Source organism: Parasphingopyxis sp. (assembly GCF_052168275.1).
GTDB lineage: Bacteria > Pseudomonadota > Alphaproteobacteria > Sphingomonadales > Sphingomonadaceae > Parasphingopyxis.
This window is the reverse complement of the sequence record NZ_JBQLZM010000037.1, coordinates 40,204-63,023: the sequence shown is the minus strand read 5'-3', so window position 1 is coordinate 63,023 and position 22,820 is coordinate 40,204. Positions and strand designations below refer to the sequence as shown.

General features: G+C 64.0%; 27 protein-coding genes. 13 read left to right on the top strand and 14 right to left on the bottom strand.

Annotation, left to right across the window (positions count from 1 at the left end; translation table 11 throughout):
- From ACTS1X_RS03480 to ACTS1X_RS03470, 3 genes are all read left to right on the top strand, one after another.
- On the top strand, positions 1 to 353 hold a 353-nt coding region (locus ACTS1X_RS03480; RefSeq protein ID WP_442612985.1), incomplete at its 5' end, for a 2OG-Fe(II) oxygenase.
- Between the two features lie 165 nt (positions 354 to 518).
- Positions 519 to 680 (top strand): hypothetical protein, encoded by a 162-nt coding sequence (locus tag ACTS1X_RS03475; RefSeq protein WP_442612983.1) that lies wholly within the window; start codon positions 519 to 521, stop codon positions 678 to 680.
- 134 nt (positions 681 to 814) lie between these two features.
- Positions 815 to 1,288 carry a hypothetical protein gene (locus ACTS1X_RS03470; protein WP_442612984.1) on the top strand — a complete coding sequence of 158 codons (474 nt, stop codon included), beginning with the start codon at positions 815 to 817 and terminating at the stop codon, positions 1,286 to 1,288.
- Here the strand turns inward: ACTS1X_RS03470 and ACTS1X_RS03465 are convergent.
- The 7 genes from ACTS1X_RS03465 to ACTS1X_RS03435 form a co-directional block, all read right to left on the bottom strand.
- Positions 1,245 to 1,718, bottom strand: a complete 474-nt coding sequence (locus ACTS1X_RS03465) for a hypothetical protein (protein ID WP_442612984.1) — start codon at positions 1,716 to 1,718, stop codon at positions 1,245 to 1,247. The genes ACTS1X_RS03470 and ACTS1X_RS03465 overlap by 44 nt on opposite strands.
- Before the next feature lie 134 nt (positions 1,719 to 1,852).
- Positions 1,853 to 2,014: a hypothetical protein gene (locus ACTS1X_RS03460; protein WP_442612983.1), complete on the bottom strand. Its 162-nt coding sequence runs from the start codon at positions 2,012 to 2,014 to the stop codon at positions 1,853 to 1,855.
- A gap of 165 nt (positions 2,015 to 2,179) precedes the next feature.
- Positions 2,180 to 2,860 carry a 2OG-Fe(II) oxygenase gene (locus ACTS1X_RS03455; RefSeq protein ID WP_442612982.1) on the bottom strand — a complete coding sequence of 227 codons (681 nt, stop codon included), beginning with the start codon at positions 2,858 to 2,860 and terminating at the stop codon, positions 2,180 to 2,182.
- Positions 2,861 to 2,918: 58 nt separating this feature from the next.
- Positions 2,919 to 4,193, bottom strand: coding sequence for an amidohydrolase family protein (locus ACTS1X_RS03450; protein ID WP_442612981.1), 1,275 nt, complete (start codon positions 4,191 to 4,193; stop codon positions 2,919 to 2,921).
- 119 nt (positions 4,194 to 4,312) lie between these two features.
- Entirely contained in the window at positions 4,313 to 5,176 is an 864-nt protein-coding gene (locus tag ACTS1X_RS03445; RefSeq protein WP_442612980.1) for an RcnB family protein, read from the bottom strand.
- 143 nt (positions 5,177 to 5,319) lie between these two features.
- Positions 5,320 to 5,898: a (2Fe-2S)-binding protein gene (locus ACTS1X_RS03440; RefSeq protein WP_442612979.1), complete on the bottom strand. Its 579-nt coding sequence runs from the start codon at positions 5,896 to 5,898 to the stop codon at positions 5,320 to 5,322.
- Positions 5,899 to 5,928: 30 nt separating this feature from the next.
- The gene (locus tag ACTS1X_RS03435) at positions 5,929 to 6,693 is read right to left on the bottom strand and encodes a class II aldolase/adducin family protein (RefSeq protein ID WP_442612978.1); all 765 of its coding nucleotides are present in this window, start codon (positions 6,691 to 6,693) and stop codon (positions 5,929 to 5,931) included.
- A 235-nt stretch (positions 6,694 to 6,928) separates the two neighbouring features.
- Here ACTS1X_RS03435 and rpsU point away from each other — a divergent pair, with 235 nt between their 5' ends.
- Positions 6,929 to 7,132: a 30S ribosomal protein S21 gene (gene rpsU, locus ACTS1X_RS03430; protein ID WP_442612990.1), complete on the top strand. Its 204-nt coding sequence runs from the start codon at positions 6,929 to 6,931 to the stop codon at positions 7,130 to 7,132.
- A 260-nt stretch (positions 7,133 to 7,392) separates the two neighbouring features.
- On the opposite strand, the gene ACTS1X_RS03425 is transcribed toward rpsU, so the two are convergent.
- From ACTS1X_RS03425 to ACTS1X_RS03400, 6 genes are all read right to left on the bottom strand, one after another.
- Positions 7,393 to 9,456: a prolyl oligopeptidase family serine peptidase gene (locus ACTS1X_RS03425; RefSeq protein WP_442612977.1), complete on the bottom strand. Its 2,064-nt coding sequence runs from the start codon at positions 9,454 to 9,456 to the stop codon at positions 7,393 to 7,395.
- Between the two features lie 89 nt (positions 9,457 to 9,545).
- Complete coding sequence (locus ACTS1X_RS03420) at positions 9,546 to 10,694, bottom strand: GNAT family N-acetyltransferase (RefSeq protein ID WP_442612976.1); 1,149 nt, start codon at positions 10,692 to 10,694, stop codon at positions 9,546 to 9,548.
- Entirely contained in the window at positions 10,691 to 11,410 is a 720-nt protein-coding gene (locus ACTS1X_RS03415) for a glycerophosphodiester phosphodiesterase family protein (RefSeq protein ID WP_442612975.1), read from the bottom strand. Before ACTS1X_RS03415 ends, ACTS1X_RS03420 begins: the two co-directional genes overlap by 4 nt.
- Positions 11,403 to 11,873, bottom strand: coding sequence for a RidA family protein (locus tag ACTS1X_RS03410; RefSeq protein WP_442612974.1), 471 nt, complete (start codon positions 11,871 to 11,873; stop codon positions 11,403 to 11,405). Before ACTS1X_RS03410 ends, ACTS1X_RS03415 begins: the two co-directional genes overlap by 8 nt.
- Positions 11,870 to 12,493, bottom strand: a complete 624-nt coding sequence (locus ACTS1X_RS03405) for an HAD family hydrolase (RefSeq protein ID WP_442612973.1) — start codon at positions 12,491 to 12,493, stop codon at positions 11,870 to 11,872. Before ACTS1X_RS03405 ends, ACTS1X_RS03410 begins: the two co-directional genes overlap by 4 nt.
- Positions 12,490 to 12,768: a DUF3572 family protein gene (locus tag ACTS1X_RS03400; protein ID WP_442612972.1), complete on the bottom strand. Its 279-nt coding sequence runs from the start codon at positions 12,766 to 12,768 to the stop codon at positions 12,490 to 12,492. The genes ACTS1X_RS03405 and ACTS1X_RS03400 overlap by 4 nt, the downstream gene beginning before the upstream one ends.
- A gap of 41 nt (positions 12,769 to 12,809) precedes the next feature.
- Here ACTS1X_RS03400 and ACTS1X_RS03395 point away from each other — a divergent pair, with 41 nt between their 5' ends.
- Positions 12,810 to 13,172: a response regulator gene (locus ACTS1X_RS03395; protein ID WP_442612971.1), complete on the top strand. Its 363-nt coding sequence runs from the start codon at positions 12,810 to 12,812 to the stop codon at positions 13,170 to 13,172.
- A gap of 48 nt (positions 13,173 to 13,220) precedes the next feature.
- Here ACTS1X_RS03395 and rpmG read toward each other — a convergent pair whose 3' ends face one another.
- On the bottom strand, positions 13,221 to 13,388 hold the full coding sequence (rpmG, locus tag ACTS1X_RS03390) for a 50S ribosomal protein L33 (RefSeq protein WP_116236689.1): 168 nt from the start codon (positions 13,386 to 13,388) through the stop codon (positions 13,221 to 13,223).
- Positions 13,389 to 13,578: 190 nt separating this feature from the next.
- On the opposite strand from rpmG, the gene ACTS1X_RS03385 reads away from it, so the two are divergent.
- The 8 genes from ACTS1X_RS03385 to ACTS1X_RS03350 all read left to right on the top strand — a co-directional run bounded on the left by ACTS1X_RS03385 (position 13,579) and on the right by ACTS1X_RS03350 (position 22,599).
- On the top strand, positions 13,579 to 13,905 hold the full coding sequence (locus tag ACTS1X_RS03385; protein ID WP_442612970.1) for a hypothetical protein: 327 nt from the start codon (positions 13,579 to 13,581) through the stop codon (positions 13,903 to 13,905).
- A gap of 11 nt (positions 13,906 to 13,916) precedes the next feature.
- Positions 13,917 to 14,483 carry a TMEM165/GDT1 family protein gene (locus ACTS1X_RS03380; RefSeq protein WP_442612969.1) on the top strand — a complete coding sequence of 189 codons (567 nt, stop codon included), beginning with the start codon at positions 13,917 to 13,919 and terminating at the stop codon, positions 14,481 to 14,483.
- 119 nt (positions 14,484 to 14,602) lie between these two features.
- Positions 14,603 to 15,094, top strand: coding sequence for a Dps family protein (locus tag ACTS1X_RS03375; protein ID WP_442612968.1), 492 nt, complete (start codon positions 14,603 to 14,605; stop codon positions 15,092 to 15,094).
- A gap of 130 nt (positions 15,095 to 15,224) precedes the next feature.
- The gene (locus tag ACTS1X_RS03370; protein ID WP_442612967.1) at positions 15,225 to 15,395 is read left to right on the top strand and encodes a DUF1328 domain-containing protein; all 171 of its coding nucleotides are present in this window, start codon (positions 15,225 to 15,227) and stop codon (positions 15,393 to 15,395) included.
- A gap of 127 nt (positions 15,396 to 15,522) precedes the next feature.
- Entirely contained in the window at positions 15,523 to 16,020 is a 498-nt protein-coding gene (locus ACTS1X_RS03365; protein ID WP_442612966.1) for a DUF6265 family protein, read from the top strand.
- A gap of 66 nt (positions 16,021 to 16,086) precedes the next feature.
- Positions 16,087 to 17,670: a cisplatin damage response ATP-dependent DNA ligase gene (locus ACTS1X_RS03360; protein ID WP_442612965.1), complete on the top strand. Its 1,584-nt coding sequence runs from the start codon at positions 16,087 to 16,089 to the stop codon at positions 17,668 to 17,670.
- Positions 17,671 to 17,987: 317 nt separating this feature from the next.
- Positions 17,988 to 18,794 (top strand): hypothetical protein, encoded by an 807-nt coding sequence (locus ACTS1X_RS03355; protein ID WP_442612964.1) that lies wholly within the window; start codon positions 17,988 to 17,990, stop codon positions 18,792 to 18,794.
- A 262-nt stretch (positions 18,795 to 19,056) separates the two neighbouring features.
- A complete protein-coding gene (locus tag ACTS1X_RS03350; RefSeq protein ID WP_442612963.1) occupies positions 19,057 to 22,599 on the top strand; it encodes an autotransporter domain-containing protein in 3,543 nt (1,180 codons plus the stop codon).
- Positions 22,600 to 22,820: the final 221 nt, after the last annotated feature.

The window sequence follows — 22,820 nt, the reverse complement described above, 5'->3', positions numbered from 1 at the left end:
AGGGCCAGCGCTACGAGGTCGGCCAGCAGTTCAAGCCGCACAATGACTGGTTCTACGACAATCAGGAATATTGGAAGGCGGAGAAGCATAATGGCGGCCAGCGGACCTGGACCGCGATGGTCTTTCTCAACGACACCCAGGTTGGCGGCGCAACGCGGTTCAAGCGGCTCGGCAAGATGTTCCATGCCGAAAAGGGCAAACTGCTGTGCTGGAACAATCTGACCCATGAGGGCGAGCCCAATGAATGGTCGCTGCACCAGGGGATGAAGGTGCGCCAGGGCGTCAAATACATCATCACCAAATGGTTCCGGGAACTGCCTTGGGTGCAGGGCGGCCAGCCCAGCCGATACTAGTTTTGTCCGCCGTATCGGCGTCTGGGCAGCGGCGATCTGCCGTTTGCAGATACGCGCTGGTCCTTGGTGGATTAGCCATGGAATCGCTGCGGCGGATGGAGGATCGCATCCTCGTACAATTGGCGGCGGGCCGTCGCCTGGCGTGTAAGGGGACCGAAACAGCGGATGAGGCAGGCATTCTTCATCATCTCGATCGTGTTTTTCGTCGCGATGACGACGGTCGCGATGCGATATGATCATGGCGATGCGGGCATCCTCGCCGTCGACGCGGCGGATGCACCCGTCGCCATCGGAACCCGTGGAGACGCACAGGGAAAAATCTGCTAGGCGGCTGATATACATCCATATCTTGTTGAATTTCCGGCCCTTGCTCGCTCATCACCGGACAGCAAAAAACCGACCACTAGACATTTCCAACTGTATTGCCTAGGCAATACACAGACTTCCAGGAGCCAGAGACCATGACCCGCAAACCCGTTCACTATCTGAATGCCGCGCTGCTCGCATCGTCGGCGCTGATCGCCGTGCCGGCCCATGCCGACCATCACGCCGCGCCCGCGGCCGAGGCGTCCGACGCCGAGATGACCGAAGACCAGCGTCTTCGCGCGCTGTTCGCCGCGAGCGACGAGGACAATCTCCGCCGCAATCCGATCATGGCGATCTTCCGCGGCGACATGCGCTATGCGAACCGGATCGGCGATTTCATCACCGACGAATATTTCGACGCCGAGCGTGCCGCTGCGGTCGCCAATCTGGCCGCGCTCGCCGAGATCGACCGCGAGGCGCTGAGCCCGACCAACCGGATCGCCTATGATATCTTCCGGCTTCAAGAGGAAGAGAATGTGCGCGACGTCACGCCCGAGATGCTGGCGCTGACGGTCGTCCGCCCGGTCAACCATTTCTCCGGTTTCCATGGAAACCGGAGAAATGGTTGACCGGGCGGACGACCGTCAGCGCCAGCATCTCGGGCGTGACGTCGCGCACATTCTCTTCCTCTTGAAGCCGGAAGATATCATAGGCGATCCGGTTGGTCGGGCTCAGCGCCTCGCGGTCGATCTCGGCGAGCGCGGCCAGATTGGCGACCGCAGCGGCACGCTCGGCGTCGAAATATTCGTCGGTGATGAAATCGCCGATCCGGTTCGCATAGCGCATGTCGCCGCGGAAGATCGCCATGATCGGATTGCGGCGGAGATTGTCCTCGTCGCTCGCGGCGAACAGCGCGCGAAGACGCTGGTCTTCGGTCATCTCGGCGTCGGACGCCTCGGCCGCGGGCGCGGCGTGATGGTCGGCATGGGCCGGCACGGCGATCAGCGCCGACGATGCGAGCAGCGCGGCATTCAGATAGTGAACGGGTTTGCGGGTCATGGTCTCTGGCTCCTGGAAGTCTGTGTATTGCCTAGGCAATACAGTTGGAAATGTCTAGTGGTCGGTTTTTTGCTGTCCGGTGATGAGCGAGCAAGGGCCGGAAATTCAACAAGATATGGATGTATATCAGCCGCCTAGCAGATTTTTCCCTGTGCGTCTCCACGGGTTCCGATGGCGACGGGTGCATCCGCCGCGTCGACGGCGAGGATGCCCGCATCGCCATGATCATATCGCATCGCGACCGTCGTCATCGCGACGAAAAACACGATCGAGATGATGAAGAATGCCTGCCTCATCCGCTGTTTCGGTCCCCTTACACGCCAGGCGACGGCCCGCCGCCAATTGTACGAGGATGCGATCCTCCATCCGCCGCAGCGATTCCATGGCTAATCCACCAAGGACCAGCGCGTATCTGCAAACGGCAGATCGCCGCTGCCCAGACGCCGATACGGCGGACAAAACTAGTATCGGCTGGGCTGGCCGCCCTGCACCCAAGGCAGTTCCCGGAACCATTTGGTGATGATGTATTTGACGCCCTGGCGCACCTTCATCCCCTGGTGCAGCGACCATTCATTGGGCTCGCCCTCATGGGTCAGATTGTTCCAGCACAGCAGTTTGCCCTTTTCGGCATGGAACATCTTGCCGAGCCGCTTGAACCGCGTTGCGCCGCCAACCTGGGTGTCGTTGAGAAAGACCATCGCGGTCCAGGTCCGCTGGCCGCCATTATGCTTCTCCGCCTTCCAATATTCCTGATTGTCGTAGAACCAGTCATTGTGCGGCTTGAACTGCTGGCCGACCTCGTAGCGCTGGCCCTGGATGGTTTCGCCATTCTCCTTGGGGATGCCCATGAAGCGGACGATCTTCTCCTCGATCGCGTCGATTTCCGGTGCCTGCCGGTCGAAATCGGTACTGGAACTGGTGCGGAATTCGGTATCGTCGGTACTCGACAGCAATGTCGACGGCCGCGCGTCGCGGTCGATCTTCTCGACCAGAAGCGCGCATTCCGCATCGTTCAGAAAATCGCGGCACTGATAGATATCGATGTTGCGCGTCGGCACCCGCTGAACGCCGGGATGCGATTCGATATGCGCGATAATCTCGCGATTGCGTTCGGCGAGGATGGCCTTGTCGGTAACGCTCATGCGGGCTCCGCTATCAAACTGCGCGATTCGTGCAAAGTCCGGATCGGCCGCGTCGCGGCTAATCGATCGTTCGGCCGCGGACCATGACAAAATCGACGTCGTCGAGCGCCCCGATATCCGCCTGCGGATCGCCGGTCACCGCGATCAGGTCCGCCGAATAGCCTGGCGCAAGCCGCCCGATCTCGTCCTCCAGACCGAGCAGTTCGGCGGCATCGACCGTCGCCGAGCGCAATACTTCGGCCGGCGTCATGCCGACTAGGTCGACATACATCGCAAGCTCCTCGGCATTGCGGCCATGTTCGAACACGCCGGCGTCGGTACCGAACACGATCGTGATGCCCTGTTCGTGCGCGCGGCGCGCCGCCTGACCGACGACCGACAGCGTTTCGCGGATCTTGGCTTCCACCTGCGGGGTGTAGACGCCGGTGCCCAACCGTTCGCGGATACCGGTATAGGCCATGAGAGTCGGGACGAAGGCCGTGCCGTTCTCCCGCATCGCCTGCAGCGCGGCGGCATCGGCAAAGGTGCCATGCTCGATCGAATCGACGCCCGCGCGGGCCGCCGCCTCGATTCCCCGCGGGCCATGGGCGTGGGCGGCGACATGCATGCCGAGGCTGTGGGCCGTGGTGACGATCGCGCGCATTTCTTCGTCGGTGAAATGCTGGTCGAGGCCACGGGCCTGCTGGCTCAACACGCCGCCGGTCGCGGTGATCTTGATGAAATCGCTGCCGCGCCGGGCGGCTTCGCGCACCCGCGTCGCGCATTCCTGCGCGCCGGTGCAGGTGTTGTGGCCGTCCAGAACCTCCAGCACATCCGCCCGGAAACCGGAAACATCGCCATGGCCGCCGATAATCGACAGGCCATGGCCAGAGGTCAGGATGCGCGGTCCCGGCACCCGTCCTTCGGCGGTCGCCCGGCGCAACGCCTGCCCGACCTCATTGCCGATGCCCGGAACCCGCACGGTCGTGAACCCCGCACGGGCGGTGGTCGCCATGTTCCTGATGCCGAGAACGACGCTCCACTCGGTCGTTTCGACCGCCTCGTCGCGATAGTCGCCGCCCGGATCGCCGCCCAGATGGGAATGCGTCTCGACGAGGCCCGGCAGGACCGTGTGGCCGGACAGGTCGACCAGCGTCGCACCGTCAACGGGCGCGACATGGCCGTCCGCTATGCTCGCAATCCGGCCGTCCCGCACGGTGATGGTGGACACGCCGCGCGCCGGCGTGCCCGCTTCGACAATCACCCGGCCGGCATGGATAACGGTGGTTCCCTCCTGCGCCGATGCCGTAGTGGCGGTGAACAGCAGGACCAGAATCGAGAATAGGCGGTGCATGGCAATCTCCCCGGAATGGCCCCAGCTTGCGGATTCCAAGACTGGCTTGCAACCCAAAAGAAAGCGGCCCGGAGCGATGCTGCTCCGGGCCGCGCAATGCACCTGTCGGAATATGCGACCTACCAGAAGAAATCGTAGATCACGTCGACGACATAGCCGTCACGGGTATCGATCAGCAGGACATCGTCGAAATACCGGATCCACCGATACGGGCCATAGGCCGCCGGAAGCCGGTAGCGCCACGGATCGCTGATCCAGTAGCGCGATCCGAAAAAGGCGGCGCCGAGATGCAGGCCGACATCGAACCGGCGGTAGCGATAGCCGCGATACGGCGCGTAGTAGCGACCCGGCCGGTATATGTGCCGGTTGTAGTTGCGATAGTGGCGCCAATTGTACCGGCGATCGGCACGCCAGGCCTGACGGTTCCACCGCCGCCAGTCGCGCCGGGCTTCGCGCCGTTCCCAGCGGCGTTCAGCCCTGCGATCCTGCCGACGTTCCCAGCGTCGTTCGGCCCTGCGATCCTCTCGACGATCCCAACGCCGCTCGGCGCGGCGATCCTGACGGCGATCCCAGCGCCGTTCGGCGCGGCGATCTTGCCGGCGATCCCAACGCTCCTCGGCCCTCCGCTCCTGACGGCGCTCCACGCGCCGTTCAGCGCGGCGGTCCTGGCGGTTTTCGAAACGGCGTTCGGCACGCCGTTGCTCCCGACGATCAGCGCCGCGTTCCATCCGGCGTTCCTGACGGCGTTCGAAACGGCGTTCGGCCCGGCGATCCTGACGGCGATCCAAACGCGCCTCGCCGCGATTGTCGCGGTTGGCCGCGCGATCGGCACGCCGGTCGTCGCGCTGGATCATCGCCACCTCAGGTCGCGCCGTATGGACGGCCCGATCGCCGTCCCTGAAATTCTGCGCTTGCGCCGGGGCAATGAGGGCCGGTGTTCCCGCACTCGCCGCCAGCAACAAAGCGATCAATGAGATACGCATATGTCACAACTCCATCTGTGGCGGCACGGGAATGGCCACCTGTGATGTCGTGCTAGACGATGCGCGATGAGACGAGCCTGAACCCGCGAGTCAGGAAATAGCAAGTTTTCGTTAATGATGCCGCGGTCCGGCGCGGACAGGCGTCAATCCCTGACGATCCGCCCGGGATCGTCCGCCTCCGCCTCGTCGGGCGGGGTGAGCGCCTCGACATTGGCGGCCGCGTCGTCCGGATCGATGCCGGGCGGCGGCGCCGAGGCCAGCCGTTCCTCGCCGCGCGACACCCGGGCCGCGAGCCGGATCGCCTCGCGCATCCGCGGATAGGTACCGCAGCGGCAGATATTGGTGACGGCCTCGTCGATCTCGTCATCGCTCGGATTGGCGTTGCCGTCGATCAGCGCCGCGACGGCCATGATGACGCCCGACTGACAATAGCCGCATTGCGGGACCATGTTCTCGATCCAGGCCTGCTGGACCGGATGGTCGCGCCCGCGGGACAGCGCCTCGATCGTCGTGATGAAGGCGCCTTCGGCATCCGCGATGCTGATCTGGCAGGAGCGCACCGCCCGGCCGTCGAGATTGACGGTACAGGCGCCGCACACACCGATCCCGCAGCCATATTTGGTACCCGTGAGATTGGACGCGTCGCGCAGCGCCCAGAGCAGCGGGGTGCGCGGATCCATCCGATAATGGACGGGCTGACCGTTAACGGTCATCCGGGTCATCCCGGCCTCCTCATTGCGTGCAAGGCTGCGTTACTCCCGCCAGCTCGTATCGATCCGGTCGACCTGCCGGACCCAGGCGTCGAACTCGGCCCGGCCCGGCTCGGCGGAAGCCTGGGTCTGGGAGATGTCGCGCTGATGGACGTCGATCACCTCCTGAGGCACGATGATCGGTTCGCCGGCCTGCATCGTCGCCACCTGGATCTCGCACGCCCGCTGCAACGCCCAATATTGGATCAGCGCAATCGGAAGCGTCGGCCCGATCACGACAGGTCCATGGTTTCTGAGCATCAGGATCCGATTGCTGCCGAGATTTTCGAGCAGGCGTTCGCCCTCCTCCTCGCGCACCGTCACGCCCTCGAAATCGTGATAGGACAGCCGGCCGATGAAATTGCAGGCGTAGAAGTTCACCGGCCGCAGCCCGCCTTCCATCGAGCAGACGGCCATCGTCGCGGTCGTATGCGTATGGATGATGCAATGGGCGTCCGGAAGATGGCGATGGAACAGGCTGTGCTGCACGAAGCCGGCCTTGTTGACCGGATATTCGCTGCCACCGAGCGTGTTGCCGTCGATATCGATCTTGACGAGATTCGAGGCCTTCACTTCGGAAAAATGGAGGCCGTACGGGTTGATGAGAAACGCCCCCTCCTCGTTCGGAACCTTCACCGTAATGTGGTTGAAGATGGCCTCGTGCCAGCCCATCATCGCGAAAATGCGATAGGTAGCGGCCAGTTCCTGCCGGGCCTTCCATTCCCCGTCGGTCATCTGGTCGTTGGACGGGGCGACTGTCGTGGCCATCGCGATCTCCATCAGTTGGGCGGAATTTGCCGCAGTTTCGCCGATAGCACCGCGCTTGTCGAGAGCCGCAACACACGCTTTTTGCTTGAAATCCGGCGCGCCGGTTGCTAGCTGGCCATCCGAAGCGCTGCGGGACGCAAGTTCGCGGTGCAATCGTATTTGTGCTACGAGATTGATATCCGCCGGCAATTTCGGCCTGCGGAACGATATGGTTCGATTGGAGACAGACGGGTTTATGCAAGTTTCAGTTCGCGATAACAATGTCGATCAGGCGCTTCGCGCGCTCAAGAAGAAGCTGCAGCGCGAGGGCGTTTATCGCGAGATGAAGCTGCGCCGGCATTACGAAAAGCCGTCCGAAAAGCGTGCGCGCGAGCGCGCCGCCGCCATCCGCCGCGCCCGCAAGCTCGAGCGCAAGCGCATGGAACGCGACGGCGTCTAGAGCGCTTCCTGCCCATCTCGATCGCAAAAAAAGGCTGCCCTCGGGCGGCCTTTTTTGTCGGATGATCCTTTTGCAGACCCTCGGCTTCACCTCAGGCGCGGCACCGGCCCTCTCCCCCTCCCGGCCCCCAACTGGGTACACTCAATGGGAGGCCGGGAGGGGGTGCGGGCCGGTGCGGCGATTTCGCGAACGCGAAATTCTGAAAAATATACCCAATCTGATGCTCGACAGGCCGGTCGTATGTCCGACAAACTAAAAAATCATTCTGCCGCGCTTGCTCCCGTCCCTGCCCGGTACCGGTCGAACCAAGCGAGGATCGCGGACGCCTTGGCCGCGCTTTGCGAAGGCCGGGCGGCAAGCCCGCCATGGCTGGCGCCGGGCACGCGGATCAGCGTGGTCGGCACGCCTTCCATGCGCAGCGCCATATAATATTGCTCGGCTTCGCTGACGGGCGTCCGTTCGTCCTCGCCGCCGACCACGACCAGCGTCGGCGTTTCGACATTACCGACGAGCGACAGCGGGGAACGCGACCAATAGGCCTGCTGGTCCTCCCAAGGCAGCGCGCCGAACCAGTATTGGGCGACGAAGACCGGAATGTCCGAAACGAGCGCCTGGGTCGTCCAGTTGATCACCGGCTTCTGAGTCGCGGCGGCGCGGAAGCGGTTGGTGTTGCCGACGATCCAGGATGTCAGCACGCCGCCGCCCGATCCGCCGGTCACGAACAGCTGGTCCGGATCGGCATGACCCTGCGCTATAACGCCATCCACCGCGTCCATCAGGTCTCGGTAATCATCGCCGGGATAGGCATGGTGGATGAGGTTCGCGAACTCCGCACCATAGGAAGTCGAGCCGCGCGGATTGACCGACAGCACCGCATAGCCGGACGCGGCGTAGAGCTGGTTGTCGGTCGAGAAATGGGGCCCATAGGCGGCGAACGGCCCGCCATGAATCTCGAGGATCAGCGGATGGCGCTGCCCCTCGACATGACCCGGCGGCAAGGTCAGCCAGGATTCGATCGTTCGTCCGTCGAGCGACGACGCCGTTTCGACGCGGCGGACCTCGCCCATCGCCTTGCGATCGAGCAGGTGCGCGTTGAGGCGGGTCAGCTGGCGGCGGTCGCCGTTGCGCACGAGCACGACATCGGCCGGGCGCGTCGCCGGGCCGCCGGTGATGGCGAGGCTTCCGTCCCGCGCGACGCTGAACGCGCCGCCCGAATAAGGCCGGTCGAGCGTCGCGCCGGTCAGGCCCTCGGCGACCGTCCGGACGGTCCCGGAGAGGGAGACCCGCGCGACCTTGGTCTCGCCATGATCGTCATAGGAAAAATAGATGGCGCGGCTGTCGGCCGACCAGACAGGGCTGTTGGCGCTGCGGTCGAGCGCGCCTGTGAGCGCGCGCCGGTTGGAGCCGTCCCGATCCATCACATAGAGCAGCGTGTTGTGGTAGCCGAGCCGTTGATCGTCGAAGCCGAGCCAGGCAATATGGCGGCCGTCCGGCGAGACGACGGGGTTCGCATCGGGCCCGTCGCGATCGGTCAGCGCGGTGATCGTGCTCGTGGCTATGTCGAGCGCATAGACCTCGCTCTCGATGGGATCGAGTTCCCAGTCGGGCGAGCGGTTGCCGCTGAACAGGATCGATCGGCCGTCCGCGGTCCACGACAGGGGGCCGCCATGATGATAATCGCCGAAACTGAGCTGGCGCGCCGCGCCGCCATCGGCGGGCACCACGAAGATCTGCTCGAAACCCGGCTGGAGATAGCCGGCACCGTCGGCGCGATAGCCGATCGCCGTCGTCACATCGAGCGGCTCCGCCCATTCGGCGCCCTCGGGCGCTTCCGGCAGCGTACCGAGCGGCTCGGACGCCCCGGGAACCAGCATCGCATAGGCGATCCGGCTGCCGTCCGGCGACCAGGCGATGCTGCCGGGCGCGTTGGCCAATCCCGTCAGCCGCACCGCCTCCCCGCTTTCCATCCAGCGCACGAAGAGCTGCGAGGCATCGCCTTCGGCCGAGGAGATATAGGCGAGCTTGCTGCCGTCGGGCGACCAGCGCGGACTCATATGCGAACCCGGTCCCGCCGCGATCGGCATCTGCTCGCCTGAGCGCGTGTCGACGAGCCAGATCGTCGACCGGAAGCGATCAGTCATGATATCGCCGGAGCGGCGGACATAGGCGATCCAGCGACCGTCCGGGCTAATCTGCGGATCGGCCGCAACCTCGAGCGAGAAGAGGTCGGCGCCCGTGAAATACCGCTCGGGTCCGTCCGCCTGCAGCGCGAAAGCCGGAACCGCAAACACCAGCCAGAAGGCCGCACAGAATCGCTTGAACATGGACATCCCCTTGCCGCTGTCGCGGATATCTAAAGCATAATGGTCGGCAGTCCGCCATCCTGCACCACCAATGTTCGACCGACCTCGCTCTAGTCCGCCTTTCTGAACGGCGTCATTCCCCCGAGAAACTCGATCTCGCGCTCGACGGCCTGGCGTTCGGCGGCGAGGAAATCGGCGACCGCGCGGCGGAAACCGGGATCGGGAAAGTAATGGGCCGACCAGGTCGGTACGGGGCGATAGCCGCGGGCCAGCTTGTGTGCGCCCTGCGCGCCCGCCTCGACCCGCTGCAGCCCGCGCGCGATCGCGGCGTCGATCGCCTGATAATAGCAGAGCTCGAAATGGAGAAAGGGCAGGTCGACGAGACAGCCCCAATAGCGGCCGTACAGCGTATCGGCACCGATCAGGTTGAGTGCGCCGGCGATCGGTTCGCCGTCGCGCCGGGCCAGGATCAGCAGTGTCCGTTCGCCCATCCGCTCGCCGAGCAGGGAGAAGAAGGAGCGGGTCAGATAGGGCCGCCCCCATTTGCGCATCCCGGTGTCCTGATAGAAATCCCAGAAGATATCCCAATGGTCTTCGCTGAGGTCGGCGCCCGTGACATGTTCGATCTCCAGCCCCTCGACGGCCCGGCGGCGTTCCTTGCGGATCGCTTTGCGCTTGCGAGAGGAGAGCGCGCCGAGAAAACCGTCGAAATCGGCATAGCCCTCATTCTCCCAATGAAACTGGCTGCCTTCGCGGATCAGCCAACCGGCATTTTCGAACCAGACGATCTCTTCCGCCGCGATGAAGGTCGCATGAGCCGAGGACAGGCCGTTGTCGCGCGCGATCGTCTCGAGCGCGGCGATCAGCGCGGGATTGCGGCCCGGATCGCGCGCCAGGAGGCGCCGCCCGGGCACCGGGGTGAACGGCACCGCGACCTGGAGCTTGGGATAATAGCGTCCGCCCGCCCGCTCCCAGGCATCGGCCCAGGCATGGTCAAACACATATTCGCCCTGGCTATGGCTTTTGACATAGGCCGGCGCGACGGCGTCGAGGATGCCGTCCGCCCCTTCGATCGACACCGGAATCGGCTGCCAGCCGGTTTCCGACGAGACGCTGCCCGATTCCTCGAGTATCGAAAGGAAGGCATGGCTGAGAAACGGATTGTCGCCGCCGGCACAGGCATCCCATTCTGCCGCGTCGAGCGATCCGACACCGTCGGCGATCCGCGCGACGATCGGCTCGGGATCGCCCTCGCTCACGGGTTTTCGTAGATGATCTGGTCGGCCCCCTCGGCGGCGCACGCCCGCTCGCCGTCAGTCCGGACGGTCCAGGTCACGACCGGCATGCCCTGTTGGCGCAGGGACTCGGCGAATGCCGACGGCAGGTCGCGTATGTCATAGGCGAGGAACTGGGGCTCGGCGCGGAACACCGAAAGCGAGCGCTGCATGGGGCCCTTGAGACGCGCCGCCAGCGAGACTTCGTCATGCTCGGTCACGACCAGGCCGCGAACGACGGACGGCGCGTTGCGGGCGAACCAGCGTCCGACCTCGGGATTGAACGACATGACCGCCGCCTCGCCGTCATAACGGTCCAGCGCGTCGGCGACCGACCGGCAGAGTTTCTTCACCTTGCGGTTCTTCACCTTTAATTCGATCAGGACCGGCACGCGCCCGGCCACGAGATCGAGCATCTCGGTCAGCCGCGGCACGGTTTCGTCGCTGTTCTTGAAACGGATCTTCGCGAGCTTCGCCGCCTTGCGCTCGATGACCGGCCCCGTCTTTCGCGTGAGCCGGTCGAGTTCATAGTCGTGGAACACCATCGCCACGCCGTCCTTGCTGGACTGGACATCGGTCTCGATGCCGTGGCCTGCGGCGATCGCCGCTTCGAAGGCGGCGCGGCTGTTCTCGACGACGCCGTCCCCGTGCCGCCCGCGATGGGCGAAGGGTGCGCGCGTCAGGAAGCCGAGATCAGCCATCCGAGACCGCGACGATGGCATCGATCTCGACCGCGACGCCGAGCGGCAGGACCGGCACGCCGACCGCGCTGCGGGCATGACGCCCGGGCTCGCCGAAGATTTCCTGCATCAGTTCGGACGCGCCATTGGCGACTTTCGCCTGATCGGTGAAGCGGCCGTCCGAGTTGACGAACACGCCGAGTTTCACGATCCGCTCGACCCGGTCGAGATCGCCGAGCGCCGCCTTCATCTGGGCGACCAGCATCGTGGCGCAGGCGCGCGCGGCCTTCTGACCATAGGCGACATCGCGATCCTCGCCGAGGCGGCCCAGCATCAGATCGCCATTGTCGGCGAACGGCAGCTGGCCGGAGATATGCAGGAACCCGCCCTGCTCCACCGCGGGTACATAGGCGGCGACGGGCGCCGCGGGCTCGGGAAGCGTCAGGCCGATCTCCGCCAGCCGTGCCTCGATTTCGCCGCTCATGCCGATTCTCCTTCCGTGATCCGATCAATAATCCAGTGCTGGGCCTCGTGCCAGTCGTCGATCCGCGCATGGGCATGGTCGGCGGGCGGAACGTGCGGCGCGAGCGACGGTTCGGCGATCATGTGCAGCCGCCAGACCTGCGGCGCGGTGCGCGCCACCGATTCGTGATGGACGCCGAGATCGTCGACGAAAAAGGCAAGCGGCGGGGCATGTTCGGCAAGCAATCGCTCGACCTTGTCGCCCTTGCCGCCCTGATTGGTATGGACCGGGAATTCGATCCCGAACCGGCTGAGCTGTTTGGCGCGCGCGGTACGAAACTCGTCCTGCAAATTGGTGAGGATGACGATCTCGGCATATTCGGAAATCGAAACCAGCGCCTCGCTGGCTCCCGGCACGATCGTCTGGCGGTGCATCTCGGTATCGAAAAAGCCGTTGAGAAGCGGCCGGATCTCCTCGCCCTGCAGCGGCGGGCTGCCGTCGCGCGGACGCACGGCATCGATGAAATTGCCGCCTTCGAGCACGAAATCGAGATCATGCGCCTCGTCCAGCCAGTCGCCGAAATGGCTCACCATGTGGAGCAGCACCTCATCGCAATCGCAAATGACGAGCGGTCGGCTCATGCTTCCAATTCCCTCCGTGCGGCGACCAGGTCCTCAGGTGAGGATCGAATCGCCGCAGCGCAAGCGATCAGGTCCGGATCATACGCTTCGAGAAACCCGATCACGGCGGCCAGCGTCGCGGGTTCGCCGAGCGCCGCGCGCAGATGATCGGCGGTCAGCCCGGTCAGCGCCAACAGGCGCTGCGCCCGGTCTTCCTCGCTCAGGACCCAGGCGAGCGCGCGCAAGGCGAGGGCCGCCGCGTCGGTTGGCGTATCGCCATTTGTATCGTCCGCCATCATCGCCTAGATATTTCCCGAACAACCGACCGGGGTGGCAAGTGGCGAAAAAGGTGCTCGTTGTCGAGGACAACGATCTCAATCGAAAACTTTTTTGCGATCTCTTGCGCGCGCATGATTTCGAACCGGAACCGCTGAGCGACGGACGCGAAGCGCTGCAGACGGCCAAGGCGAAGGTGCCCGATCTCATCATCATGGATATCCAGATGCCGCATGTCAGCGGGCTCGATCTGATCGGGGCGCTGAAGAGGGATGCCGGTCTCAAGGCGATCCCGATCATGGCGGTAACCGCCTATGCGGCGAAGGGCGACGAGGAGCGAATCCGCGACGCCGGCGCCGAAAGCTATGTTTCGAAACCCATATCGGTGGTGAAATTCATCGAGGAAGTACGCGCGCTGATCTAAAACGGGAACGCCCGCGGAGATAGCGAGCGGCGACAGCGCCGCTCCAGCCTATTTGATCTTGGCTTCCTTGAACTCGACATGCTTGCGCGCGACGGGATCATATTTGCGCATGACCATCTTTTCGGTCAGGTTGCGCGGATTCTTCTTCGTTACGTAGAAGAATCCCGTACCTTCCGAGCTGACGAGTTTGATTTTCACGGTCGCCGGTTTGGCCATGACCCGAACCTTTTCAAATAATGAGCTGTGCAGGGCGCGCTGACGGATATCGAGTCATCGCTTGCCCGAAGCGCGCGCATCTGCCCGTCGAGCGCCGGATTGTCAAGCCGGACACGGCTGCGGAGCCCGATTAACACTTTGCTAACCATAATGGCGCACAACGGTATCACGACACCAAGGAGCCAAGACGATGCAGCTTCGCGACGATGCCCGCCTGCCGGTTTGTGCCAGCCTCCATGCCCAGATCGAGCGGCTCGAACAGGACTGCCGATCGATGACGCTGCCCGCGCTGCACGAGGCGATCGACGAAATCCGCGCGACGGCCGTCGCGCACCGTCTCGTCGCTATCGAGGGCATCGCCCACGCGTTCGAGCGTTCGATCGCCCGCAACCGCCAGGCGACGGCCTTCGGCCTCTATTTCGACCAGCTCAAGCTCGCGACCGGGTGCGCCGCCGCCGACGATGAACAGACGCGCGACGCGATGCTCGCCGCCATCTCGGTTCGGCTGACAGGCTGACGCCTGGCCGGATGGACGCTTTTTTTCTGCCCTTGGTGGCCGCAGCTGTCGCGGAGTGGGGCGACAAGACCCAGATTCTCGCGATGCTCCTGGCCACGCGGTTCGCCAAACCGGTTTCGATCCTGCTCGCCATCGCGGCCGCCGCTGCGATCAATATGAGCTTGGCGGCCTTTGGCGGATCGCTGTTGACGCAGATGATCGCGCCGGACGCCGCCTTGCTGTTTCTGGCACTTGGTTTCCTGTTCGCCGCGCTCGGCGCCTTCATTCCCTTCCGCGATCCCGATGCCGGGCAAGGCTGGAAAATCGGCGCGCTGGCGACCAGCTTCACGGCGTTCCTCGCCGTGGAATTCGGGGACAAGACGCAATTCATTACCGCCGGCTTCGGGGCCATCTCGCCGAACTGGGTCTTCACCGCGGTCGGGGCAACGCTCGGCGTGGTGTTCGGCTGCGCGCCGGCCGTGATGCTCGGCAGCGCTTTCCGCGAAAAGCTGCCGGTGCCGACAGTCCGCAAGTGCGTCGGCGCCCTGTTTCTCCTTATTTCATCGATAATTGCGATCAATGCGTTTTTTTTAATCTAGTTTTTCGATTATAGAGAGTGAGAGTTTTCGGCCCGAATAGCGCGATTTTCGGGACCCGAACCGCTATATGCGCGTTAATCAGGCAGTATCGAAAAACACAAAATTGGAGGCCAATCATCATGGCACAAGCAAATCTCGCGACACCGACGGATCTCAACGACAACAAGCTCAAGGACGTCGCCCAGGCGCTGAACCGGATTCTCGCCGACAGCTATGCGCTCTACCTGAAAACCAAGAATTTCCATTGGCATGTTTCGGGCCCGCATTTCCGCGACTATCATCTGATGCTCGACGAACAGGCGGCGGCGATACTCGCTACGACCGACGATATCGCCGAGCGCGTGCGCAAGACCGGCGGCACGACATTGCGCTCGATCGGCGACATCGCGCGTCACCAGACGATCCGCGACAATGACGAGGAGTTCGTCAGCGCCGCCGACATGCTGACCGAGCTGCGCGAGGACAATCTCAAGCTCGTCGAAGCACTGCGCGAAGCGAAGGAGGCCGCGGAGGCCGCCGGCGACAATGCGACCGACGGGCTGCTCGACGACTGGACGGATCAGGCCGAAGAGCGCGCCTGGTTCCTGTTCGAGGCTGGCCGGACCGGCTAAGCCTTCGACGCCCGCCGAAACCATCGGGGCCGGTTCCTCGGGACCGGCCCCTTTCATTTACCGGTCATCGCGAAAAGGGAACTCTCGCCGCCCCCGCCGGTTGGTAGGGGATCAATAACGGGAGAAACACATGCTACGTTGGGCGCTCATCTTTCTCGTGCTCGGTCTTGTCCTCGCGCTGGTCGGCTTCGGCGGCATCGGCGGCGCATTTGTCGGCATCGCGAAGATTCTTTTCTATGTCGCGCTTGCGGTTTTCCTGCTGTTCTTCGTCATGCACCTGATGGGCAGCCGGAGGGTCTAGCAGCCTTGCTTCTTTTCGCGTCGCCGCGACACAGAAGACCGAAAGGGCCGGCCATCGAGCCGGCCCTTTTCCTTTTGATATTCGATGCCCGGTGATATAAAAAGAAGACCGAGGGGAGGACATAATCATGCGCACGCTCATTATCCTGGCGTCCCTGCTGCTGCCCGGCTCGCTCGCGGCGCAGGAAGTGCGGTCGCTTGGCGACGCGACCTCGCCCCCCGCCACGCTCGAACAGATCGCCTGGCTCGTCGGCAGCTGGGAGGGTACCGGGCTCGGCGGAGAAAGCCATGAAGCCTGGCTGCCTCCGGTCAACGGCCAGATGGCGGGAATTTTTCACCAGAGCAGCAACGGCGCGCTGCAATTCTACGAAATCCTCCAGTTCGTCGAACGCGATGGATCGCTGATTCTCCGCCTCAAGCATTTCAATCGCGACCTTTCGGGCTGGGAGGACAATAGCGCGGAGTCCGCGGTCGAATTTCCCCTCGTCGCGATCGAAGGCGACACCGCCTATTTCTCGGGCCTGACCTATGAACGGGTCGGCGAAGAGGGATTGCGCATCTATTTGCGCCTGCGCAGCGGGGAAGAAACGCGTATCGAGACGTTCGAGCTGACGCGGATCGACTAGGACGCCGCGCTCCGATGGTCGTCGAAACCTAGCACGACGACACAAACCGCCCCTATATCGTTGATCATGCGCCGCTTTGCCCAGCTACTCGACCGGCTTGTCTATACCCGCTCCCGCAACGCCAAGCTGCGGCTGATCGCCGATTATCTGCGGTCGACACCCGATCCGGATCGCGGTTGGACGCTGGCGGCGCTGACCGGCGCCGTCGACATACCGGGGGTTAAACGGGCGGCGGTGAAGGCGATCGTCGACGAGCGCGTCGATCCCGTACTGTTCCGGATGAGCCGGGACTATGTGGGGGATACGGCGGAGACCGTGTCGCTGATCTGGCCGGCCCGCGAGACGGCCGACGACGAAGATGACGATCTTCGGATTTCCACCGTGATAGAGCGATTGATGCGGCTCGGACGCGCGGACGCGCCGGCCGCGCTAGCCGATATGCTCGACCGGCTCGATCCGCCGGGCCGCTACGCCCTGCTGAAGCTGGCAATGGGCGGTTTGCGCGTCGGCGTATCCGCGCGGCTCGCCAAGACCGCCTTCGCCCAGGCTTTCGATCTCGATGTCGAGGCCGTGGAGGAAGTCTGGCACGGCCTGCGGCCGCCCTATCCGGAGCTGTTCGCCTGGGGCGATGGCGGCGACCAGCCTTCGATCGACGACATCCCGGTGTTCCGCCCTTTCATGCTCGCCCATCCGCTTGGCGAAACAACGGTGTCGATGGACGAGTTCGCAGCGGAATGGAAATGGGACGGAATCCGTGTCCAGCTCGTCAATGTCGCGGGCGAGACACGTCTGTTCAGCCGCACCGGCGACGATATCTCGCACAGCTTCCCCGATATCGCCGACGCGTTTCGCGAGACCGGCGCGTTGGACGGCGAGCTGCTTGTCCGCGGCGAAAAGCAGGGCGGTGCCGAGGGCGGCGCGGCGAGCTTCAATGCCCTCCAGCAGCGGCTCGGGCGGAAGACTGTCTCGGCGAAAATGCAGGCCGAGTTTCCGGCCTTCGTCCGGCTCTACGACATCCTGTTCGATGGGGGAGAGGATCTGCGTGCGCTCTCCTGGACGGCGCGACGCGAACGGCTCGAGGCCTTCGTTCCGCGCCTGCCGGATGACCGGTTCGATCTCTCGTCCGTCATCGACGCCGAGAATTTCGGCGCGCTGGCCGCGCTGCGCGAAAGCGCGCGCGACGCGGCGATCGAGGGCGTGATGCTCAAGCGCCGAGACAGCGCGTATCTGGCCGGCCGCAAGACCGGCCTCTGGTACAAATGGAAGCGCGATCCGCTGACTGCCGATTGCGTGATCATGTATGCGCAGCGCGGATCGGGCAAGCGATCGAGCTTCTTTTCCGACTATACGTTCGGCTGCTGGACCGCGGGCGGCGAACTCCATCCGGTCGGCAAGGCCTATTCGGGCTTTTCCGACGAGGAACTCAAATGGCTCGACCGGTTCGTGCGCTCCAATACGGTGGGCCGCTTCGGGCCGGTGCGCGAGGTCGACAAGATCCTCGTCGTCGAGGTTGCATTCGATTCCATCCATGAATCGAAACGCCACAAATCGGGGCTGGCGATGCGCTTCCCGCGGATATCCCGGCTGCGCCGTGACAAGCCGGCGGCGGAGGCGGACACGATTGCGACGTTGCAGGCGATGATCGACTAGGACCCGGCACGGCGACATCCGAACTCCTGTCGCTGGGTACCTTCGGCCTGGTGCCGGATGCGTTTTGCGGAGCACGGCTGCGAGGTTCGTCGCGCTGCGCGAAACCGGAATGATCACCGCGGCCGTGATCTCGATCACCCTCGTCGGCGAGCGCGTGACTATCAGCCGGAAAGCAGCCATGATGACGATATGGTTTGGTGCGATCCTGATTGTGCGTTAAACCGTTCATCGCTCATACAGAACGCCTCATCGATAGGCATATTCGGGTTGCGCAGAGGAAAAGGAGCCGAGCAGCTCCATATGACAGGGAGAACGCAATGAAGATCCAGCTATCCAAGATCGCCCTTGCCGCCGCACTCGCGGCAGCATTGCCGGCAGCGGCCGGCGCCCAGACACCCCTCCCGACCGGCAGCAGCTCGGAGGGCGAACTGACGCGCGAGAGCGAACGCGTGACGAGCAACGACTATTATCTCGACAGTTACACGGTGACCGGCTCTGCGGGAGACCGGATCGCCATCGCGATGCAGTCCGACGATTTCGACACGCTGCTCGAGATCGGGCGGATGGAGGGCGACGAGTTCATCCAGATGTTCGTCGACGACGACGGCGGAGAGGGGCTCAATTCGCGGCTCGTTTTCACTTTCCCGGAAACCGGAACCTATATCGTGCGCGCGCGGACATTCGGCGCCGATGCGACCGGAAACTACACGATCGAGGTCAGCGAAATGGCGCCGCCACCACCGCCGCCGCCGCCGATCCGCATCCTCGCCGGTCAGACCTTGAACGGAACGCTGAGCATGGACAGCCCCACCTATTCGCCCGACAGCTATGGCGGGCAGGACCGGCATTATGCGCTCTATGAGCTGCGCGGCCGGGAAGGCGACACGCGAACGGTGACGCTGCGATCGGGCGATTTCGACGCATTTCTGGAAATCGGCGGCCTCACTCCGCTCGGCTTCGCGGTGGTCGAGAGCAATGACGACGGGGCAGCGGGCGATGGCGAGGAATCGTTGGGACTGGACTCCCGGCTCACGGTGACCTTCCAGGACAGCGGGACATTGATGATCCGCGCGACCACCCTGGGCGGCGGCGCGACGGGCACCTATTCGCTCAGCGTCGAATAGCATCGTCTGGCCAAAATCGATAAAGCAGGACGGTCGATGCCGGTCGTCCTGCTTTTCTTTTGTTTGCAGACGGTTGCACCGGGTGGAAAGTGATGCAAATTTGCATCACCGGAACGGTGCAATACAAGGCCACGGCGGCGGAAAACGACTGATTCCAGTCGTTTCCGCGAACCCCGGAAAATTCTTGCTGAATCCCTAACGGACCGCCAAAAATATCGACAGAGTTTACTATTCCGTGACTTCCAAAAAAGGGGCACCGACCATGCCGACCAAATCAACCCGTATCCTCTCGCTTGCTACGACCACAGCATGCGGCGCAATCGCGCTCGCACTGGCTGCACCGGCACAGGCGATCGTTCCCAACGACAATTTCACGCCGGACGAAATCATCGACGACACCGGGGTGAACGGCGTCGGCATGTTCTTCCGCGATGACGGCTTTGTCTGCACGGGGACGCTGATCAACCCCCGTACGGTCCTGTTTGCCGCGCACTGCGTGAACGACCGCCCTGAAAGCGATTATGGCACGATCATCCGGTCGGCCTTCTCGTTCGACGACAATGCGCTGCCCGGTTTCATCGACTGGATCAACAACGGCTTCACCTCCAATCCTGGCCTCGCCGTCTACGACATCGCGCAGATTTTCTACGATCCGCGGTCGCTGGACGATCCGGCGGCGTTGGGCTTTCTCGAAGCCGATATCGCGCTGGCCAGCCTCTCACGGCCCGTGACCAGCGAACTGGATCCGGCCACGCAGACGCTGCGTTCGACGATCCCGACCTGGGCGCTGCTCTTCTCGCCGCTGCCGACCCCCGACCAGATCACCGACCAGGACGGCACCGGCTATCATGTGAACATCACGGGTTACGGCCGTTCGGGCAGCGGGACTACGGGCGCATCGCAAGGCATCGACTGGCGCCGCCGCGCCGCCGAGAACATGCTCGGCGCGCTGACCTCGTTCGACGAGCGCAACGAGTTCCTGTTCGGCAATCCGTTCGGCGATCTGCCGCAGAGCCTGTATCGCCTCGATTTCGACGATCCGAACAAGACCAATCCGTTCGATTTCAACCTCTACAAAGATGAACCACGCGAGCGCGAAGGCACGACGGCCGGCGGCGACTCCGGCGGCCCGTTGATCCTCGACGCGGCCAACAACGACCTGTCGGACGAAGACCTGCAGATCGGCGTCCTGTCTGGCGGTACGCGCTTCTTCGGCCCGCAGGTTTTCTCCAGCTACGGCACGGAGAGCTTCTACCAGCCGCTCTATCTTTACTGGGATTATATCGTTGCGACGAACCCGTACCGCTATGTCAGCGCGGTGGCCGGCGACGGCAATTGGGAAGACCCCAATCACTGGGTGACCGAACTCGACCCGATCTACCGGATCATCGATCCGACCGGCGCGGTCGTGAACGGCCTGCCGACTTCGCCGGGCGCCGGACCCGAGGGCGGTTCGCCTGACTTTGGCGAAGTCTGTTTCGATCCCGAGGGAGCGAATCCCGGCGATGCCTGCCAGGATCTCGAGAGCGGCGATCCGACGCCGCCGGCCCGCGAGTCCGGCGGGACCGTGCAATCAGGTATTGGCACAGCCAATGTCGATGACCTGCTGAGCCCGGGTGAAAGCCCAACTGGCGGCGACGAAGCTGCTGCGGCTGCGCCGAATGCGGGCGCCGAATCGCCGACCGTTGCAGCGCAAGGCGCCCCCGGCGCACGCGCCGGCATGATCATGGGTGCCGAGCATCAGTCGCAGAACGGGGTCGATTTCGCCGTCCAAGCGCCGCACAACGGCGTCGATCTCGTCGAGAACGAGGCCCAAGGCGACGGCGCGGAAACCGCTGAAGAGCAGCCCCAGGGCATCAGCGGCGGCGAGCCCGAGTTCGCGGCGGGCCCTAACCCCGCCCCGACGCTCGATAACGGCCTGCCCGGAGCCACCGGGTTCGTGCCAGACAATATCGATGCCGACGTCGCCGGCGGCGTGAACGGCCGCTATTTCGACGTGACGTTGAGCGAGGCCGGGGTGACGACGCTGAGCAGCGCGGTCACGATCGACCGGCTGACGGTGACCGGCGCTGCCGGCCTCGATATCGCCACGGGGGGCGACCTGACGTCGCTGATCGACGTCACCCAGACCGGTGGTGGAATCAATGTCGACGGATCCCTCTCCACCCCTGGCGACTATCTGCTGGTTGCAGGCATGCTTTCGGGCAATGGCACTGTGCAGACGCCGTTCCTGACGAGCGTCGCGGGCATGATCGCCCCCGGCGGCATGGGCAGCATCGGCACGCTGACCGTGGACGGCAATCTGGTCCTCGCTTCCGGTTCGACATTGCTGATCGACCTCGGCGCGGCGCCCATCACGGATGTCCTCGCCGTGACGGGCCAGGCCGATGTCGGAGGCAACGTCGCCTTCGCGGCGGTGCCCGGCACCATCTACACGAGCGACGCGGCCTATACCTTCCTGACGGCAGGCGGCGGCGTCACCGGGACGTTCAACGACGGAACGCTGAGCGCGATCCTGCAGCCGATCTTCGCTTATACCGCGAATACGGTCGAGGTGCGGATCGATGTCGGCAGCTATGCCGATGTCGTTGACCCGGCATCCGCCGTGCAAACCGCCTATGCGGCGATCCTCGACGGCAACCGCAGCCGCGCGGGCGGCTTCCCCGAAATCTACGGCTTCCTCGATTTCACCGATGCGGCGACGATCCAGTCGACGCTCGAGGGCCTCGCTCCGATCACGGAGACGACGCGGACGGCGATCGGCATGGCGGCGACAGAGAATATGTCGCGTTTCTACCGCGATCGTCTCCGCGCCGCACGTTCGGGCGGGTTCCAGGGCGGCACGGTCGCCTCGATCGGCGAACCCATCCAGGTCGCGGCCGCAGGCAATCTCGGGGCGCCGTGGCAGAGCCAGATCGCCATGGACAGCCATAACGAAGGTTCGATGATGGAAGATCACGGCATCGACGAGTCGATGGCGATCTATCTCGCGGGCGGCTATATCGACGGCAGCTCGCGCGCCATGCCGGCCGCGATCTCGACGGGCCGCGACCAGTTCGACGGCTATTTCCTCGCCGCCGGTATCGAACATATGGCGAGCGAGCATGTGCTGATCGGCTACTCGCTGTCCTTCTCGGATCTGGACGCCAATGCTTCGGCCGGCCAGACGACCGACGGCCAGCTGTGGCAGGGCACGCTGTACGGCTCCTGGGAAATGTCCAACGGTCTGATCCTGTCGGGCCAGGCCAGCGCCGGCGTGTTCGACAACGAAACGCAGCGCACCGTCGCGGTCGGGCCGAACACGTTCAACCTGGCGCTCCAGGAAGACGCGCTGGCGGTCGCGGCCGAAGTGATGCTGGGCAAGGAATTCGGCACCGGAACGGTCCGCTTCACGCCGAATGCGGCATTGCGCTACGGCTATCTGGGCTTCGGCAATTCGTCCGAGACCGGCGGCGGTCCCGCCATGCAGTTCCGCCGCGGCGCGACGCTGGACAGCCTTCAGGGCCGTCTGGGTATCGATGTCACGGCGGATACGGGCTCCGTCCGGCCGCGGTTCAATGCCACCTATGTGCACGACTTCGCCGACACGCCGGCCGTGTTCCTCGCCAACTTTGTCGGCGGCAGCGGCGGGGCGTTCGCTCCTTTCGCGCTCGGCGTGGCGCAGGACAGCAACTGGGTGGAACTCAGCGGCGGTCTGCAGATCGTTACCGACTCTGTGGATATCGACTTCGCGGTGGACAGCACGCTGTGGCGCAACGACGTGCGCAACCAGACCTATCGGGCAACCGCCACGTTCCGCTTCTAGAAAGCGAAACGCTCGAAATAGGCGCTCCGGCACACCGCCGGGGCGCCTTTTTCTATGCCCGGCTGGCACAGCGCATACAGACCGGCGGAGGCATCTCGCCATCTGCGTTCCGAACCGAGTCGCACGGCGAAAGGGCCGAGCGAGTTTACCGGTTCCGTAAACTTTCTGATCGTCGGCGAGCCTGATCGCGACCCCAAAATTTTGCGATGCAATGCCGCCGG